The sequence below is a fragment of the Paenibacillus sp. FSL F4-0243 genome, from assembly GCF_037963295.1.
GTDB lineage: Bacteria > Bacillota > Bacilli > Paenibacillales > Paenibacillaceae > Paenibacillus_AQ.
The window spans coordinates 2,675,855-2,691,539 of the sequence record NZ_CP150151.1; the positions used below are offsets into that span (position 1 = coordinate 2,675,855).

A 15,685-nucleotide genomic window follows, 5' to 3' on the forward strand; every position below is an offset into this window, starting at 1 on the left:
TCAGGTGAATCGAAAAATCTATTACATTGTAATGATATTAAACATTACCCTTATGATATCTGGATTAATACTGTCTACAACAGAGTTGAATGGGATTAATTTTGGATATATGGTACATTTTTTGTGCGTGATAATTCTATCCATTAGTTTATGGATCTATCCTAAGTATGAGACATATACCTTTAGAAAGATCATCATTCTTTTTGGATTTGCGTACTTCTATACGCTTTTCTTTTTATATCCTCAAACTTGGACCACCTATATTTTGATTTGCCTTATTCCTGCACTTTCTATACTATTTTTCGATTTAAAATTGTTCTACTTTTCCTTTATTATAAATGGAATATTGATGGTAATTACTTTTAGTTATGTCATCTTCATTGATAAAGGTGCATTATATAGTTACTTACATCATGACATTATAGGCAACATTATAAATATAATAGCTGTTCAAGCATTATTATTTTTCATTTTCCATCTATCATTTAAACGGATGAAAAAGCAGCAACTGTATTATGAACAATTACAGCAATCCGAGCGGTTAAAGATGGTAGGACAATTAACTGCTGCTGTTGCACATGAAATACGAAATCCTATAACCGTGGTTAGAGGTTTTTTGCAATTGTTCAAAGAGGACGATTCATTTGATGATTCTAAAAAAAGTAAGTTCAACTTAATGATTGATGAATTAAACACAGTAGAACAGATTATCTCTCAATTTCTAACCCTATCCAAACCAAATGGAGATCAAAGACTAGAGAAAGTAGATGTGAAGGATGTCCTTCAAAGTGTTACGGGTCTGCTTCATTCCTATGCCATGCTATCTGATAACCAAATCGATATAAAGGTAGAGGAAGATTGTTTTATTTCCATTAATAAAATTGAGTTTAAGCAGTTACTCATTAATATTATAAAAAATGCGCTAGAAGCCTCGGATGTAGGGAAATCCGTCTCAGTCATAGCAAATAGAAATAATAATTTTATCGAGATCATGATCACCGATGAAGGAAGTGGGATGTCCGAGGCTGAGGTTAAGTCGCTGGGCACGCCTTTTTATTCATTAAAAAGTAATGGAACCGGTTTAGGGTTAATGATTTGCTTTAATATTGTAGAAAAATATGGTGGGGAAATTTATTATAATAGCTCTAAAGGTAAGGGGACAACAGTTACTATTCGCTTTTTATCAGAATCGGGAGGGATCTATAATGATTAAGAGGCTATCCGCACTGATGCTGTCTGGAATAATCATAGTTCTTCTTGCTGCCTGCAATACAACTACCTATAAACACAACTACACATTTACAGGAGAAGGAAAAGTATGGTCGGCTGAATATGTTCAAAAGGCAACAGAGAAGTTCATCGATAAAAAGGGTGAGAGACCAGATTATGAAACCTCGCAGCAATCTACATTTGAGCTTAAATATAAAGGTGAGCAAACGGATCTTGATAAGATTAATTCTTTTAAATATAGCTTCAAGGGAACATCAGGTGGAGGAAGTAAAACCTTAGAAGATGTCGAGGGAGTAAGAAAAAGTGAGCTGAAGTCCAAAAGAGCTGGAAGCGGGGCGTTTGAACACGAGGACTCGATTATTAAGGTTGTTGTAGAGTGGGATGGGCAGAAGGATGAATTTGAACTGAAGGTTCGTAAATAGTGGAGCATGTGGAGAAAGATTCTTAAATTAAAGAAAGCAGGTTGAACATTTATGGTCGTTATTAAAGAAATAGAGTTGGAGTCTCTCCATGAACTTGGTGATTTATATCAGGAGCTAATGAATCAACCTTCTGATCTTAATAAAATGGAACAAGTATTTAAAGTGATTAAGGCAGATCGTCGGTACATATTGTTGGGCGCTTTTGTGGACGGGGAGTTGATGGGGTCTTTGATGGGGATTGTCTGTCATGACCTGGTAGGAGATTGCAAACCGTTTATGGTAATTGAGAATGTAGTAGTTTCATCGCGGGCCCGTCGTCAAGGTGTGGGTAAAAAACTAATGCTTGCCATTGAAGAAATGGCTCACGAGAGAGATTGCTTTTATATCATTTTAGTCTCTGGAGAGAAGCGTAAGGAAGCGCATATTTTTTATGAATCGTTAGGGTATAGAGATGAGAAGGTGGAAGGGTACCGGAAACATCTAAGTTCCCATTAAAAGGAGGTCTTGATCTGCAAACATTCTTTCAATATAACTGGATAGTTCGTGAACAATGGTACGAGTGGTGTGAGAGTATTTCTGAAGAAGAGCTACTTGGGGCACGTACTGGTGGTGTAGGCAGCATATTGAAGACTCTGTTTCATATTGTTGATGTGGAGTGGAGCTGGATTCAAGTGTTGCAAGGTAGACCGGATTTTCAGGAGGATTTCGAACATTACAAGTCTTTGCAGCAGGTAAGAGAACTAGATGCGAAATTCCGGCCCGATGTAGAGCCCTTTGTACTTTCTTGGCATGCGGGTTTGGAGCGGAATATTTTTGAGGATCACCTAGCGGATGGCCGGATCGTGACAGATACTTGGGGTGAAGTGATGCGCCATGTGATCGCTCATGAAATTCATCATGTCGGACAGTTGTCTGTTTGGGCAAGGGAAATCGGGAAGGAGCCAGTTTCTGCCAATTTGATTGGAAAAGGGCTCCGATGATTCTGCAAACGACTGGGCATTGCGTATATCATGAAGTACTGTCCCTGGAGAGCAGCGGCGGGAACCACAAATGACGAAGATCAACCCAGCCCTGACTATTGAAGCTTACGCCTCGGACCGAGGGGAGATAAGCAGTTTGGGTGGGTTTTTCATACAAGATGTGCAGATGATGTTCCTCAAGAAGACGGTTCTCGATCATACTAAAGCTCTCGGATCTAGCCTCAGGGTTAGGTTCTCGTGCAATGGTATAGAGCCAGCCTTCAATATCCGCACGAGTATGCGGTTCTATATGCTGGGAAAGCGTGAGATATAGATCAAATAAACGAAGCTGTTCATCCTCGTCACGAAATAATGAAAAAACAATCAGGTCGGACTCCAGTCGGATCGGGCCCTTGAACTCCTCTGGAGACACGGAAACAACCGTACACGGATAACCTTGACGCTCTAGTTTAGCAGCAATACATTCAGCATCGTTAGCATATTGCGGAATGGTAGTTATTTGCAAGGTGACCTCATAGTCTTCCATTGACTTATGCGTTACAGACGATGACTCTTCTTTTAAACAGGATACGATCTTTGCCCGAAGAAGGGGGTCGCTAAGCGGTCCTTTTTTTTGTGTATTGCAGGTAACAAATTTACGGATGTAGGACTCTGAATGAATCCGACTCCAAGAAGAAGAATTGTTGGATGAAGGATTCTGAATCACATGAAAAGCCGAGCCAGTATCTGAGGAATCGGACGCAGTTTCCCACGGAACATACATTATTTCGACTCGATCTAAATGAGCTCTTCCTAGAAAATAATAAGGAAAAACCTCCAGCACACAAGTGTCCTCATTCATGTCCACAACCTTAAATGGTCCTGTCCCCACAGGTCTGCGGCCAAAGCTAGGTTCGTCCATTCCTTCTAAATCACGCGGAACAATTGCCGCTCTACTCGTACACAAGAAAGGGAGGAATAGCTCATTGGGCTGTTTAAGTGTAATTTGAACGGTGGATGGGTTTAGTGCGATAACTTGCTGGATTTCTTTGAAAATATAGCTATAGAGTGTCCGCTTTGAGGTTTGCATCAGCCGTCCCAAGGAATAGACTACATCTTTTGCCGTCAGTACTTTTCCATGATGAAACAGCACTTCTTTGCGAAGAAAAAAAGTCCAAATCGTACGGCTCTCATCCACTTCCCAGGCATGAGCAAGACTAGGCACAATCTTATCCCGTTCCCCGCTGCGTCTCACTAATCCGTCGAAGACATGACTGGAAACAAAAGACTCTGCCAATAGATTCATATGAAGCGGGTCGAAGGTATGTAGCTGCTGGGTGATGGGAAGCCGCAGGGTATCAATCTGTTTGTCACTTCGGATTTCGGAATGATGACCAAAATAGGTCAGCAGCCAGCCTTGTAAAGTATCCTGCAGCGAGGAAGAGCTGGCGTGGGTTTTGATGCCATCAATAGCTTTGTGAACATCTTTACGGCTGATAGCCTGCATCATGGATTGAAGCGCAATTTCTTCGGAAGGGACAAGGAACTGTAATAAGGAACGACTTCCACGTCCGCGCTTCGGCGTCCATTGGACCCATTCCAGCTGCATCATTTTATTCACAATATGCATGGCATTGCGGTGTGTACATCCGAAGGTCAAGGCTAGCTCATCCATCGTAACTGAGATTTCTGTGACTCCCCCAAACTGCGAGTGCAGCTTTAAATATTGGCTATGCAGCTTCATGGTTTAAGTCCCTTTCAGAAAATAGGAAATTATTAAAAAAATCTTTCTCTTTTTTTTCTTATTTTATCACTTAGAATAAGGATAAGAAAGTAAGAATATGGGGGTGTTTACCATGACCGATGAAACGGAGCTTAAGCTTAATCGATCACTTGCCGCTTTAATTGTTGCCTTCTTACTGGCGATTGTTCATCAGTTGTTGTTCTACGGAAAGTTGCCAGGTGTTTCTTATCCTATCTTCGTTTGTCTGTTTTATGTTTATATGCTTTATTACGCTAAGGCTAAAATGCGCAAACTGACCAAACTCAGTTATTTCTGGTTTGGAGCGATTTTTCTACTCTCGATGACCTATGTGTTGTTTCATAATCTTTTCTACTTTGGGTTGAACCTATTAGTAATCCCTATGCTGATTTTATTACATATGACTTATTTGCTAAGTGATAAACGCCCCTCTTGGAGTCAATTCAGAATACTTTGGGATACACTAGAGCATTTGCTTCCCCAGAACTTTCGCCACTGGGGTACTGTGTTCAAGGACGTCAAAAGTAGCAGTGATAGTAAGGTGAAGGATGAACGCAAGCAAGTGCTGGGGAAAGTGTTTACAGGACTTGCGATCTCTTTACCGATACTGCTTGTTGTGATTACCCTGCTGGCCTCGGCCGATGGTGTGTTTCATCATGTGCTAATATGGCTGCCAAATATGCTGGATCGAATTTCATTTGGTGAAATTATTGTACGGACGTTATGGGTACTCCTGATAGGCATGGGATTGTTCGGCTTAGTATGGGGCTTTGTAGATTCGAAGGTCTATGACTGGAATGTGCAACCAAGGGAGTATGGACCTGTGCAGGCGCCTGTGACCTTTAAGGTTGATCCAGTAATTATGACGACAATTCTTATAGCCATTAACACGGTATATGTTCTGTTCGTATTCGTCCAATTTTCTTACTTGTTTGGAGCTTGGGAAGGGATGTTACCAGAGGGTAGTTCCTATGCTGATTACGCTCGTAGTGGATTCTTCGAGTTAATTATGGTGACCGCGATTAATTTCGTGATTCTAATGCTGGCATTGGGATCAGAAGGAAAGAGGGGAGGACTGCTCCAAAAAGTCATTAATATTATGCTGTATATCTTAGTTGGCTGTTCAACTGTCATGTTGTATTCTGCCTATACTAGACTAACCCTATATGAAGAGGCGTATGGATATACTACGATTCGTTTCCTAGTTCATGCATTTATGATATTTATGGGTTTGCTGTTGATTCTTGCAGCTGTACGGATTGTAGTGCCCCGTTTGCCGTTGGCTAAATGTTATATTGTGCTAGGTCTGACCTCTTATGTTGTTATGAACTATATAGGTATGGATGTCATTATAGCTAATAAGAATATGGAGCGTTATGAGGTGAGTGGTAAGCTGGATGCAGATTATTTGGTTGGTCTGTCACCGGAAGTCATCCCTTCTCTGATTAAGTTCAGTCGTAAGGAAGACGGGATGCTAGATCAATTTTTGAAAAACAAATGGTGGGATGGTGCTCAGCGAGAGCGGAAGTGGCAGTCCTTTAATTTCCCGGAATATCAGGCGCAGCGTGAGCTGGAGAAGTATTTTGCACAGTAAAGGTTAGAAGAAGGTGTGAGGAAAGTGAGAAAAAAGCCATTTAGTAACGGCTGGTTATTTATCATCATTTTTATTACGGTAGGTTTAAGTTATGGGATCTATCATATTTATTTATACAATGCCCCAAGACAAAGTCATTACTCTCGCGTATCCAGCAGCAAACTAGAGCAGGAACGTCTGGGAGGCATCCAGCTGCTTCAGAGTCTCGAATCGCTCACCCAGGCACCTAAACCACGTGACGATATTGAACGGTATCAATATTATCATTTGGACAACGAAACAACAGTAGCCACAGCGCGTGGTGACGATAAAATCATTCTAATTAGCGTCTATTCAGATCTGAAGATGAGTACTGCCAGAGGTATTCACGTGGGGTCTTCTACAGATGATGTGATTGAAGCTTATGGCTCTTCTTATTATAAAAGAGGGGAACAAGGGGCTGATATTATCGGGTATGTGGATAAAATCAATCATCGGAATTTAGAATTTTGGTTACAAGATCAGAAAGTGAATATGATCCGATATAGTGTGGACTCTGTTGTGATGTAAGATGTTTTGGGATATCCTTACAAGCATAAACGCCTTCGGCTTCCTTATAAGGTCGGTAAGTGGTTAAGCGAGAAATATAAGAAATATTGTATTGTGTGAAACTTATACTTTCTTATATTATTAAAAAGGACATATGTCCTTTTTTTGTGGGGTATTCTAAATTACACTTATTTGAGCAAACAATAGAGGGGGCACCACATGCAAACGATAAATGACCGTGAAGCTGTCCGTGCCTTGGCAGTGAAGAACGGTCTGGACGGAATTTTTAGCCCGCTAGTCACGTATAAAATGGAATTGAGACGTTATACGGATGAAGAGAAGCTGTGTTTGGTAGGCGATCAGTTGGATGGGATGTTCATATTGGTTGAGGGCAAGCTCAAAATTCAGACACTGCTGCCGAACGGCAAATCTATGCTGGTGCGGTTTACAAATCCGATATCAGTGATTGGGGATGTGGAGCTGCTTCATCGCTTTCCTGTCAAGAATCAAGTGGAGTCTGTGGGTGAGAGCTTGATTCTTTTTGCCGGGAGAAGATTACTGCTGAGAGAGCTTGAGGAAAATACAGCTTTGTTACGTTTTCTCGTAGGGGAACTTAGTCACAAATTGCATACGCTCGGTCAAGCCTCCGCACTTAACCTGTTGTATCCGGTCGAGAATCGATTTGCCAGCTATTTGATGTCTTTATTCGCCGATAAAAACGGTGACCGACGTGTGGAGGAGATTCGGACCTCAAGCCTTATAGAGACAGCAGAGTTGCTAGGTACAAGTTATCGGCATCTTAACCGGATCGTGCGTCGGTTCATTGATGAAGGAATTATTACACGAAATCGTGGACGCCTAAGCGTACTGGACGAAGGGAAGCTCGCGGAGCTGGCGAACGGAAATTTATACGAATAAAAAGATCTCTAAAGACCATTAGTTCCAGCCTTGGGCCGGACGTAGAGGTCTTTTTGTTTTTTTAAGCGAACATTCAGTTCAAATTCAGAGTGGCTTAAGGGAACGATAGTAGGATAAAAGTACCAATTAGAAACCTACTATACATATAGAGATGAGGAACAACGATGTTCAGAAATATCCGCGGAAAAATGATATTGGGATTTACTGCTGTGATTGTGGTCTTTCTAGTGGCAATAGCAGGAAATACATGGTTTCAAGGAAAGGCTACGATGCTGACGGATCAGGTCAATCGCAACTGGAACAAGCTGTCGCTTGTACAGGGATTAACGGATAAAATTCGTACGGCAGATGAGCTAGGGGCTCGTTATGTGATGAGCAACACAGAGGCTGAGCGGAAATCATATCTGTCTAAGTACGAAGAGACGCTCCCATTGATTGAGAATGCCATCAAGGAGCTGGAGAGTGTTAGATTAAGTGAAGAAGAACTAAAGGGTGTAACGGAGCTGAAGGGGAAATGGAATGATTATTTGATCGTTTTGAAGGAAGCCTTCGCCTTAGCCAAGGACGGAAACTTCCCGGAAGCGCAGAAGAAGTTTACCAATTTATCTTTAGATGCAATGATTGAATCTCAGATTGTATTCCAGAACATGCTCATGGAGGAAATACAGAACGGGCAGAGTCAAGCAGAAGCCCATCGTAATAACGCTATGATTACTAGCTTTGGTGTGACCGGATTATCGGTTGTTCTTGCCCTAATTCTTGCACTATTAATATCTGGACGAATTATTAAACCACTTCGGGATGTGAACACACAGCTGAAGGAGATTGCAGATGGAGATGCCGATCTTACTCGCAAGCTAAACGTCCGGTCAAAAGATGAGATAGGTGAACTGGCGTTTAATTTTAATAAAATGACAGAAAATTTGGGCACGATGATTGAACAAGTGAAGCTATCGGCGAATAGTCTCGCGAATTCCTCTACAAATCTTACCTCGGATAGTGGAGTGACAGCAGGAGCGACAGAACGAATATCGGATATTATGGGTGAAGTAGCTTCGGGAACTGCTAAACAGATGAATGATCTACAGACCAATACAATAACAATTTCAGAAATATCGATTGGAATCGGTCAAATTGCCTCCAGTGTTCAGGATATTTCTGAAGCCTCGCATCGTTCTGCGTCGTTTGCTATTGCCGGAGATGAATCACTTCTGGCGGCAGGTCAGCAGATGGAATCCATTAATCGATCTATACATTCTTTGTCACAGCAAGTCCAAGGCTTTGTAAATCGATCACAGGAAATTGGCGGTGCTGTAGGAGTTATAAAAGGGATCGCTTCGCAAACGAATATGCTGGCGTTAAATGCGACTATTGAGGCAGCCCGCGCGGGTGAGCAAGGGAGAGGCTTCGCTGTAGTTGCCGACCAGGTTCGTAAGCTGGCAGAGCAATCCGCAGAATCCGCTAATCAAATTGCGGAAATGGCGAGCGGGATTCAAAGTGAAGCAGATAATGCGATGAAGGTTATGATGAGTAGTATGAGTGAAGTAAGGGGAGGCACGGAGATTATTCAGCAGGCTGGACGTTCCTTTGGTGAGATTCGGTTATCTATAGATTCACTAGCCGAGCAGGTTCAGGAAGTATCCGGAGCTGTGGAAGAGATAACAGCGGCTACGGAAGAGATTGTGGAATCGCTTCGAAGTGTTACGACAATTGCAGAAACGACTGCAGCGAGTACACAACATGTGTCGGCAGCCTCACAAGAGCAAAGGGCTTCGGTGGAACAAATTGCTTCCTCTGCAAGTGAATTAAACTTAATGGCTCATGGACTACAGGGGCTGGTAGCTAGATTTAATGTATAAGGCGAGCTTCGGAGAGTTGAGGGGGAATCCCAGTGCTCTCTGGAGCTTTCTTTTTTTATTTGGTTGAACGTAATATCCCACATACTAAGCATAGAAATTGCCATCGACGTCCACCTGCCTATAACTTATATTATTACCATTATTAGTTAGTTTGTGGTCAACCTCTGGGTATAGATCAGTGACTTATTGAAGTCAGAGTCAAGGATACGGGAGGACAGGCAGCTAATAATAAAACGATTGTTAAGTCTCGTTGAAAACTATCAGGTCCATTTTAGGAGGCGAATGTCTATAACAATACTATTTTGAAAGCGTATTCTTATTGGCTGCATAGCTTCACAAAACTTTGGGAGGTGGTTCTCTAATGATAGCAGCTTCTAAAAAAATTACGGGTAAGTCGGCAGTAATGTATTTTTTGATTGTAATATTGTTTGTAGGTCAATTAGCGTTGTACCCCTCGGTGAGTTTAGCTGCGGGGAATTTAGCCCAAGGTAAAAGCATTACTTCAAGCTCATTTGGCGATGTTTATGTAGCAACTAATGCCAATGACAGCAATCAAGGAACGTATTGGGAGAGTGTAAGTAACGCATTCCCGCAATGGATTAAAGTGGACTTAGGCGACGTAAGCAGTGTCAATCAGGTTGTTCTAAAACTGCCGACGAACTGGGAAACAAGAACCCAAACGTTGTCGGTGGAGGGAAGCTCTGATGATTCTACTTACACTAATTTAGCAGCCTCTGCCAATTACACCTTTAATCCAGCAAGCGGATCTAATACTGTGACCATTAATTTTACAGCTGCGAGTGCTAGATATGTTAAATTGAACTTCACGGCAAATACAGGATGGCCAGCAGCACAGTTATCGGAATTTGAGATTTATGGCAGCACAACGACACTTCCAACAACAGGATATGAAGCGGAGAATGCTGCTTTATCCGGTGGAGCAAAAGTCAATACAGATCATACCGGTTATACCGGAACCGGATTTGTAGATGGCTATTTGACACAAGGAGCAACGACTGCCTTTAGTGTTAATGTTGCCTCTGCTGGAAACTATGATGCCGCATTAAAATATGCAAATGCTTCAGGCAGCACAAAAACGGTAAGTATTTATGTAAATGGGACGAAATTAAAGCAATCTTCTCTTTTAAATCTGGCCAACTGGAATACATGGTCCACAAAGGTTGAAACGCTAGCCTTGAATGCTGGTGCTAATACGATTACTTATAAATATGACGCTGGTGATACTGGAAACGTGAATCTGGACAACCTGATCCTTACTCCATCTTCAGCACCGACAGCAACACCATCACCAACAGCAACGCCAACCCCAATGCCAACGGCCACACCAACGGCAACACCAACACCAACACCGACAGTAACCCCAACACCAACGGCTACACCAACGCCAACACCAACACCGACAGTAACACCGACACCAACGGTAACCCCAACACCTGGGACGGGTTCAAATTTGGCTGTGAACAAAAGTATAACTGCGTCGTCCTCGGTCTTTACCTTTGTGCAGACGAATGCGAATGACGGTGATGTAACTACTTATTGGGAGGGGGCAGGGGGAAGTTATCCGAACACATTAACTGTTAATTTGGGCAGCAATGCTGATGTTACATCGGTTGTTCTCAAGCTGAATCCTGCATCGGCGTGGTCGACACGTACTCAGACCATTCAAGTGCTTGGGCATAATCAGAATACAACGGCTTTTACGAGTCTTGTACCTGCGACCGTGTATACCTTTAATCCGGCAACCGGTAATACAGTGACGATTCCGGTCACGGCTACAGCTAGTGAATTGCAGCTAAAGATCACTACCAACTCAGGTTCAAGTGCTGGACAAATTGCTGAATTTCAGGTAATTGGTACACCATCTGCGAATCCAGATTTGACGGTGACTGCTCTTACATGGACTCCAAACTCTCCAATTGAGACGGATGCCATTACTCTTAATGCAACAGTTAAGAATATCGGATCTCTAGCATCTGCTGCAACTAATGTGAATTTTTATTTGGGTACTACCCTTGTAGGGACTAGCCCAGTAGGTGCTCTAGCTGCTGGCGCATCAACGAGCGTATCTCTTAACCTGGGTGCAAAAGATGCAGCAACCTACTCATTAAGTGCAAAGGTCGATGAGAATAATACAGTGATTGAATCAAATGAGGGGAATAATAGTTTTACTAGTCCGGCTTCCCTTATTATTGCTCCAGTGTCCAGTTCTGATCTGGTTGCTTCCTCCGTCAGTTGGACACCTGGCAATCCAGCAGGCGGCAACACTGTAAGCTTCTCAGTTGCCATTAAGAATCAAGGTACAGCAGCTTCCGCGAGTGGTGCGCATAACATAACTCTGACGGTTTTAGATGCTACTACGAATGCGGTGGTTAAGACTCTAACAGGCTCCTATAACGGCGTGATCGCAAGTGGGGTGACCACAGCGCCTGTAGCTCTTGGTAATTGGACTGCAGGAAATGGCAAATATACTGTGAAGAGTGAAATTGCAGTAGATGCTAATGAGCTGCCTGTAAAACGGGCTAATAATATTCAGACGCAGTCACTGTTCATCGGTCGAGGTGCGAACATGCCTTACGACATGTATGAGGCTGAGGATGGAGTTATTGGCGGTGGGGCCGTGAAGCTTTCAGCCAACCGGACCATCGGCGATCCTGCAGGTGAGGCTTCAGGCAGAAGAGCAGTCACTCTGAACACCACAGGTAGCTATGTTGAATTCACGACAAAAGCCAGCACGAACACTCTGGTTACTCGTTTCTCGATTCCAGATTCAGCGAGTGGTGACGGCACAAATGCTACGCTTAACATCTATGTTAATGGTGTCTTTAGCAAAGCTATTAACTTAACCTCTAAATATGCATGGTTGTACGGTTCTGAGACAAGTCCTGGAAATTCGCCAAGCGCAGGTTCTCCACGGCATATTTATGATGAAGCTAACATTATGTTTGATAGTACCATTCCGGCAGGAAGTACGATCCGTTTACAAAAGGATACCGCTAACACTTCTCAATACGCCATCGACTTCATCAGTCTTGAGCAGGTTTCACCGATTGCTAATCCAGATCCGGCTAAATACACTGTTCCTGCAGGCTTTACGCATCAGGATGTTCAAAATGCGCTTGATAAAGTGCGGATGGACACCACAGGAAATCTCGTAGGTGTATATTTGCCACCAGGAAACTATCAGACCTCTAACAAGTTTCAGGTCTACGGCAAGGCAGTGAAGGTTATCGGTGCGGGTCCTTGGTATACAAGGTTCATTGCTCCAAGTAACCAAGAGAATACCGATGTCGGATTCCGAGCCAGTGATACTGCGAATGGATCTACCTTTGCGAATTTCGCTTATTTCGGAAACTATACTTCTCGTATCGACGGTCCTGGTAAAGTATTTGATTTCTCCAATGTGGCGAACATTACGATCGACAACATCTGGACTGAACATCAGGTCTGTATGTACTGGGGAGCCAATACCGATAACATGGTGATTAAAAACTCCCGTATACGTAACACCTTCGCTGACGGTATCAATATGACTAATGGAAGCACGAATAACCTGGTGTCTAATATTGAAGCACGGGCAACAGGTGATGATAGCTTTGCATTGTTCTCGGCGATTGATTCTGGTGGTGCAGATATGAAGGATAACATCTATGAGAACCTCACTTCAATCTTGACTTGGCGTGCTGCTGGTGTAGCTGTCTATGGTGGATACGCAAATACCTTCCGTAATATTTATATTGCGGATACACTTTGCTACTCCGGGATTACAATCAGCTCTTTAGACTTTGGATATCCGATGAATGGCTTCGGAGCTTCACCGACTACGAATTTTGAGAATATTTCTATTGTTCGTGCAGGTGGGCATTTCTGGGGCGCGCAGACTTTCCCGGCGATCTGGGTATTCTCGGCCTCCAAGGTCTTCCAAGGTATCCGAGTCAATGATGTGGATATCATTGATCCGACCTATCATGGCATCATGTTCCAGACCAACTATGTAGGTTCCACTCCACAATTCCCTGTAACAGATACCATCTTTAATAATGTTACAATTACCGGTGCGCAGAAGAGCGGCGATGCTTTTGATAGTAAATCCGGAGTGGGTATCTGGGTGAATGAAGCTGCTGAGGCTGGTCAAGGTCCAGCCAGAGGCTCAGCAACCTTCAACAATCTGAAGATTACGAACACGGTAACAAATATTAAGAATAATACATCTACTTTTACCATTAACGTGAATCCGTAAATCGTAGATCAGTAGTCAGTTATAATGAAGCCGCCTACCCATAAATTTGGGAGGCGGCTTTTTAACTTAGGGAGCTTGCAAGCTCCAGAATCGACAGGAGGTGCCACTCAAGTTACAATGAAGGGTATGTAAAGTAATGAAGGAGGCGCTATATATGACACCACTAGTTGTTAACAATATAACTGAGCTGATTGGGAATACACCGGTTGTGCGACTAAATCGGTTGACCACCCCCCAAGATGCAGAACTATATGTAAAGCTGGAACGCTTCAATCCCAGTGGCAGTGTAAAGGATAGAGCAGCTTATAATCTGATCCTGCAAGTAGAACTAGCCGGGCTGCTGAAGCCCGGAGGGACCATTATAGAGCCGACAAGCGGAAATACAGGCATTGGATTGGCTATGAATGCCGCTGCAAAAGGCTATAAAGCGATTCTTGTCATGCCTGACAATATGACGAAGGAACGAATCAATATTCTAAAGGCTTATGGCGCTGAAGTTTTGCTGACTCCTGCAGCGGAGCGGATGCCGGGAGCTATTGCAAAAGCAATTGCGCTAGGGAAAGAAGTGGCAAACAGCTTTATTCCACAGCAATTTGAGAACAAAGCGAACCCTGACATTCACCGTACTACGACAGCTCTTGAAATTATGGAGCAAATGGAAGGGAAGCTGGACGTGTTCGTTGCTTCTTCGGGAACAGGTGGTACGATAACTGGAACTGGGGAAGTGTTGCGTGAGCAGCTTCCAGATATTCGCATTCTAGTTGTTGAGCCGCAGGGCTCACCAGTATTATCCGGTGGAAAGCCTGGACCGCATAAGCTGGTTGGAACCAGTCCGGGCTTTATACCCGCCATTCTGAATACAAAGGTCTACGATGAAATTGTTCAAGTTTCGGATGAAGATGCACTGAATACCGTGAGAATGCTGGCAGCACAGGAAGGAATTCTGCTTGGACCATCAGGTGGAGCCGCAGTATGGACAGCATTGCAGGAAGCACGGCGCCTCGGGGCCGGCAAGCGAGTGCTATGTATTGCACCTGATGCGGGGGAACGTTACCTGAGCATGGGAATATTCTAACTTCGTTTGGAGGAAAAAGAATGAATAAGCTTATGGTAAGTTTCTTTATTGCTCTTATGTTGGTGGGTTGTTCCAGCAACAACTCTATGACCAGTGATGGCGATCATGTTGAGTCTACACCGGAACAAAGTGCTGAAACTGTACTACCTTCACCAACGCTTCCTCCAAGCGCAGAGCCATTACCAACTCCAAGCAAGCAGAAGACTGAAGCTTATCTAGATACTGAGAAGCTGAAGACGAATTTTGGCTTTGCGGATGCAGAGGGGCGGAATATTCTAGTTACCGGGCATGAAAAAGGGCTGGATCAGGAGATGGCACAATTAAATGAGGCTATTGGTGATCAGGGGAATGTGTTAAAGGTTAAATTTAATAAATGGCAGGATGGAACAGAGAACAGCAATGGCCGGGAGATGGCACATAATTTTGTAAATCTGGCGGGTTATCTTTTTACGGTGGAAGAAGCAAGTGCGACCCCGGATGAAACCTACTATTTGACGGATCAAACAGACTTTAAGGTTGATGCACTTTTGCCTATTGAATCTCTAGAGGGTCAAGAAGCTTTATCAACTGTGGAGGAAAGTGTTCGACAGCGTATTGTAGATACGAAAAAACGTGAAATTCAGAAAATATGGAAGCTGGCAGACTTATCCACAGATCGGCAGCTGTATCTCGTTCAATTCGTAAGGCTGGATCAGAATATGTTATTTAGTCTCGTTTGGAAAGAAAAAGATGAATTTACCTTCATGGACTATCCAGCGGTGATTCAAGGAGATGAATATTCGGTCTGGCGGGTGGATGATGGCGGAGAGGTTATGCCTGAAATGTTCTCCATCCTTTTTGCTGCTGATACCTCAGAGGGCCCATTACTCGGCCTGAATTGGTGGGGCTCAGAGGGAGTAAATACGTTTTTTCTGAAAGGAGAGGGAGATTCGTTTAAAGAAATGGATATCCAATATGGACGTTATACTTCACCACTTTAGGTAGGATTTCGCAGTAAAAGTAGAAATGATTGGGTGCATCGTGAGATGTATCTTTTTTTTGCTACAATATAAGAAAGCCTGCTTATGATATTATGAATGT

At 43.2% G+C, this 15,685-nt stretch carries 12 protein-coding genes; 11 read left to right on the plus strand and 1 reads right to left on the minus strand.

The window, feature by feature from the left end:
- The first annotated feature begins 349 nt into the window (after positions 1-349).
- From NSS87_RS11675 to NSS87_RS11690, 4 genes are read left to right on the plus strand one after another with little or no spacing between them, the layout of a single operon-like run.
- Entirely contained in the window at positions 350-1,213 is an 864-nt protein-coding gene (locus NSS87_RS11675; RefSeq protein ID WP_339247230.1) for a HAMP domain-containing sensor histidine kinase, read from the plus strand.
- Positions 1,206-1,652 carry a hypothetical protein gene (locus NSS87_RS11680; protein WP_339247233.1) on the plus strand — a complete coding sequence of 149 codons (447 nt, stop codon included), beginning with the start codon at positions 1,206-1,208 and terminating at the stop codon, positions 1,650-1,652. The genes NSS87_RS11675 and NSS87_RS11680 overlap by 8 nt, the downstream gene beginning before the upstream one ends.
- Before the next feature lie 51 nt (positions 1,653-1,703).
- Positions 1,704-2,147, plus strand: a complete 444-nt coding sequence (locus NSS87_RS11685; protein ID WP_339247235.1) for a GNAT family N-acetyltransferase — start codon at positions 1,704-1,706, stop codon at positions 2,145-2,147.
- A gap of 14 nt (positions 2,148-2,161) precedes the next feature.
- Positions 2,162-2,632, plus strand: a complete 471-nt coding sequence (locus tag NSS87_RS11690) for a DinB family protein (RefSeq protein ID WP_339248527.1) — start codon at positions 2,162-2,164, stop codon at positions 2,630-2,632.
- 28 nt (positions 2,633-2,660) lie between these two features.
- Here the strand turns inward: NSS87_RS11690 and NSS87_RS11695 are convergent, their stop codons facing one another.
- Positions 2,661-4,355, minus strand: a complete 1,695-nt coding sequence (locus tag NSS87_RS11695) for an ABC transporter substrate-binding protein (protein ID WP_339247238.1) — start codon at positions 4,353-4,355, stop codon at positions 2,661-2,663.
- Positions 4,356-4,467: 112 nt separating this feature from the next.
- On the opposite strand from NSS87_RS11695, the gene NSS87_RS11700 reads away from it, so the two are divergent.
- From NSS87_RS11700 to NSS87_RS11730, 7 genes are all read left to right on the plus strand, one after another.
- On the plus strand, positions 4,468-5,967 hold the full coding sequence (locus NSS87_RS11700) for a DUF4173 domain-containing protein (RefSeq protein WP_339247239.1): 1,500 nt from the start codon (positions 4,468-4,470) through the stop codon (positions 5,965-5,967).
- 24 nt (positions 5,968-5,991) lie between these two features.
- Positions 5,992-6,516 (plus strand): hypothetical protein, encoded by a 525-nt coding sequence (locus NSS87_RS11705; RefSeq protein WP_339247242.1) that lies wholly within the window; start codon positions 5,992-5,994, stop codon positions 6,514-6,516.
- 198 nt (positions 6,517-6,714) lie between these two features.
- Positions 6,715-7,413: a cyclic nucleotide-binding domain-containing protein gene (locus NSS87_RS11710; RefSeq protein WP_076283011.1), complete on the plus strand. Its 699-nt coding sequence runs from the start codon at positions 6,715-6,717 to the stop codon at positions 7,411-7,413.
- Positions 7,414-7,577: 164 nt separating this feature from the next.
- Positions 7,578-9,272 carry a methyl-accepting chemotaxis protein gene (locus NSS87_RS11715; RefSeq protein WP_339247245.1) on the plus strand — a complete coding sequence of 565 codons (1,695 nt, stop codon included), beginning with the start codon at positions 7,578-7,580 and terminating at the stop codon, positions 9,270-9,272.
- A gap of 361 nt (positions 9,273-9,633) precedes the next feature.
- Entirely contained in the window at positions 9,634-13,530 is a 3,897-nt protein-coding gene (locus NSS87_RS11720) for a discoidin domain-containing protein (protein WP_339247246.1), read from the plus strand.
- Between the two features lie 154 nt (positions 13,531-13,684).
- Positions 13,685-14,605, plus strand: coding sequence for a cysteine synthase A (gene cysK / locus NSS87_RS11725; RefSeq protein WP_339247249.1), 921 nt, complete (start codon positions 13,685-13,687; stop codon positions 14,603-14,605).
- Positions 14,606-14,625: 20 nt separating this feature from the next.
- Positions 14,626-15,585 (plus strand): hypothetical protein, encoded by a 960-nt coding sequence (locus tag NSS87_RS11730; RefSeq protein ID WP_339247251.1) that lies wholly within the window; start codon positions 14,626-14,628, stop codon positions 15,583-15,585.
- Positions 15,586-15,685 lie beyond the last annotated feature (100 nt).

Coding starts and splice junctions, on each gene's coding strand:
- NSS87_RS11675 (WP_339247230.1), top strand. CDS start 350: ATGGTAATTACTTTTAGTTATGTCATCTTCATTGATAAAGGTGCATTA.
- NSS87_RS11710 (WP_076283011.1), top strand. CDS start 6,715: ATGCAAACGATAAATGACCGTGAAGCTGTCCGTGCCTTGGCAGTGAAG.
- NSS87_RS11715 (WP_339247245.1), top strand. CDS start 7,578: ATGTTCAGAAATATCCGCGGAAAAATGATATTGGGATTTACTGCTGTG.
- NSS87_RS11680 (WP_339247233.1), top strand. CDS start 1,206: ATGATTAAGAGGCTATCCGCACTGATGCTGTCTGGAATAATCATAGTT.
- cysK (WP_339247249.1), top strand. CDS start 13,685: ATGACACCACTAGTTGTTAACAATATAACTGAGCTGATTGGGAATACA.
- NSS87_RS11685 (WP_339247235.1), top strand. CDS start 1,704: ATGGTCGTTATTAAAGAAATAGAGTTGGAGTCTCTCCATGAACTTGGT.
- NSS87_RS11730 (WP_339247251.1), top strand. CDS start 14,626: ATGAATAAGCTTATGGTAAGTTTCTTTATTGCTCTTATGTTGGTGGGT.
- NSS87_RS11700 (WP_339247239.1), top strand. CDS start 4,468: ATGACCGATGAAACGGAGCTTAAGCTTAATCGATCACTTGCCGCTTTA.
- NSS87_RS11695 (WP_339247238.1), bottom strand. CDS start 4,355: ATGAAGCTGCATAGCCAATATTTAAAGCTGCACTCGCAGTTTGGGGGA.
- NSS87_RS11720 (WP_339247246.1), top strand. CDS start 9,634: ATGATAGCAGCTTCTAAAAAAATTACGGGTAAGTCGGCAGTAATGTAT.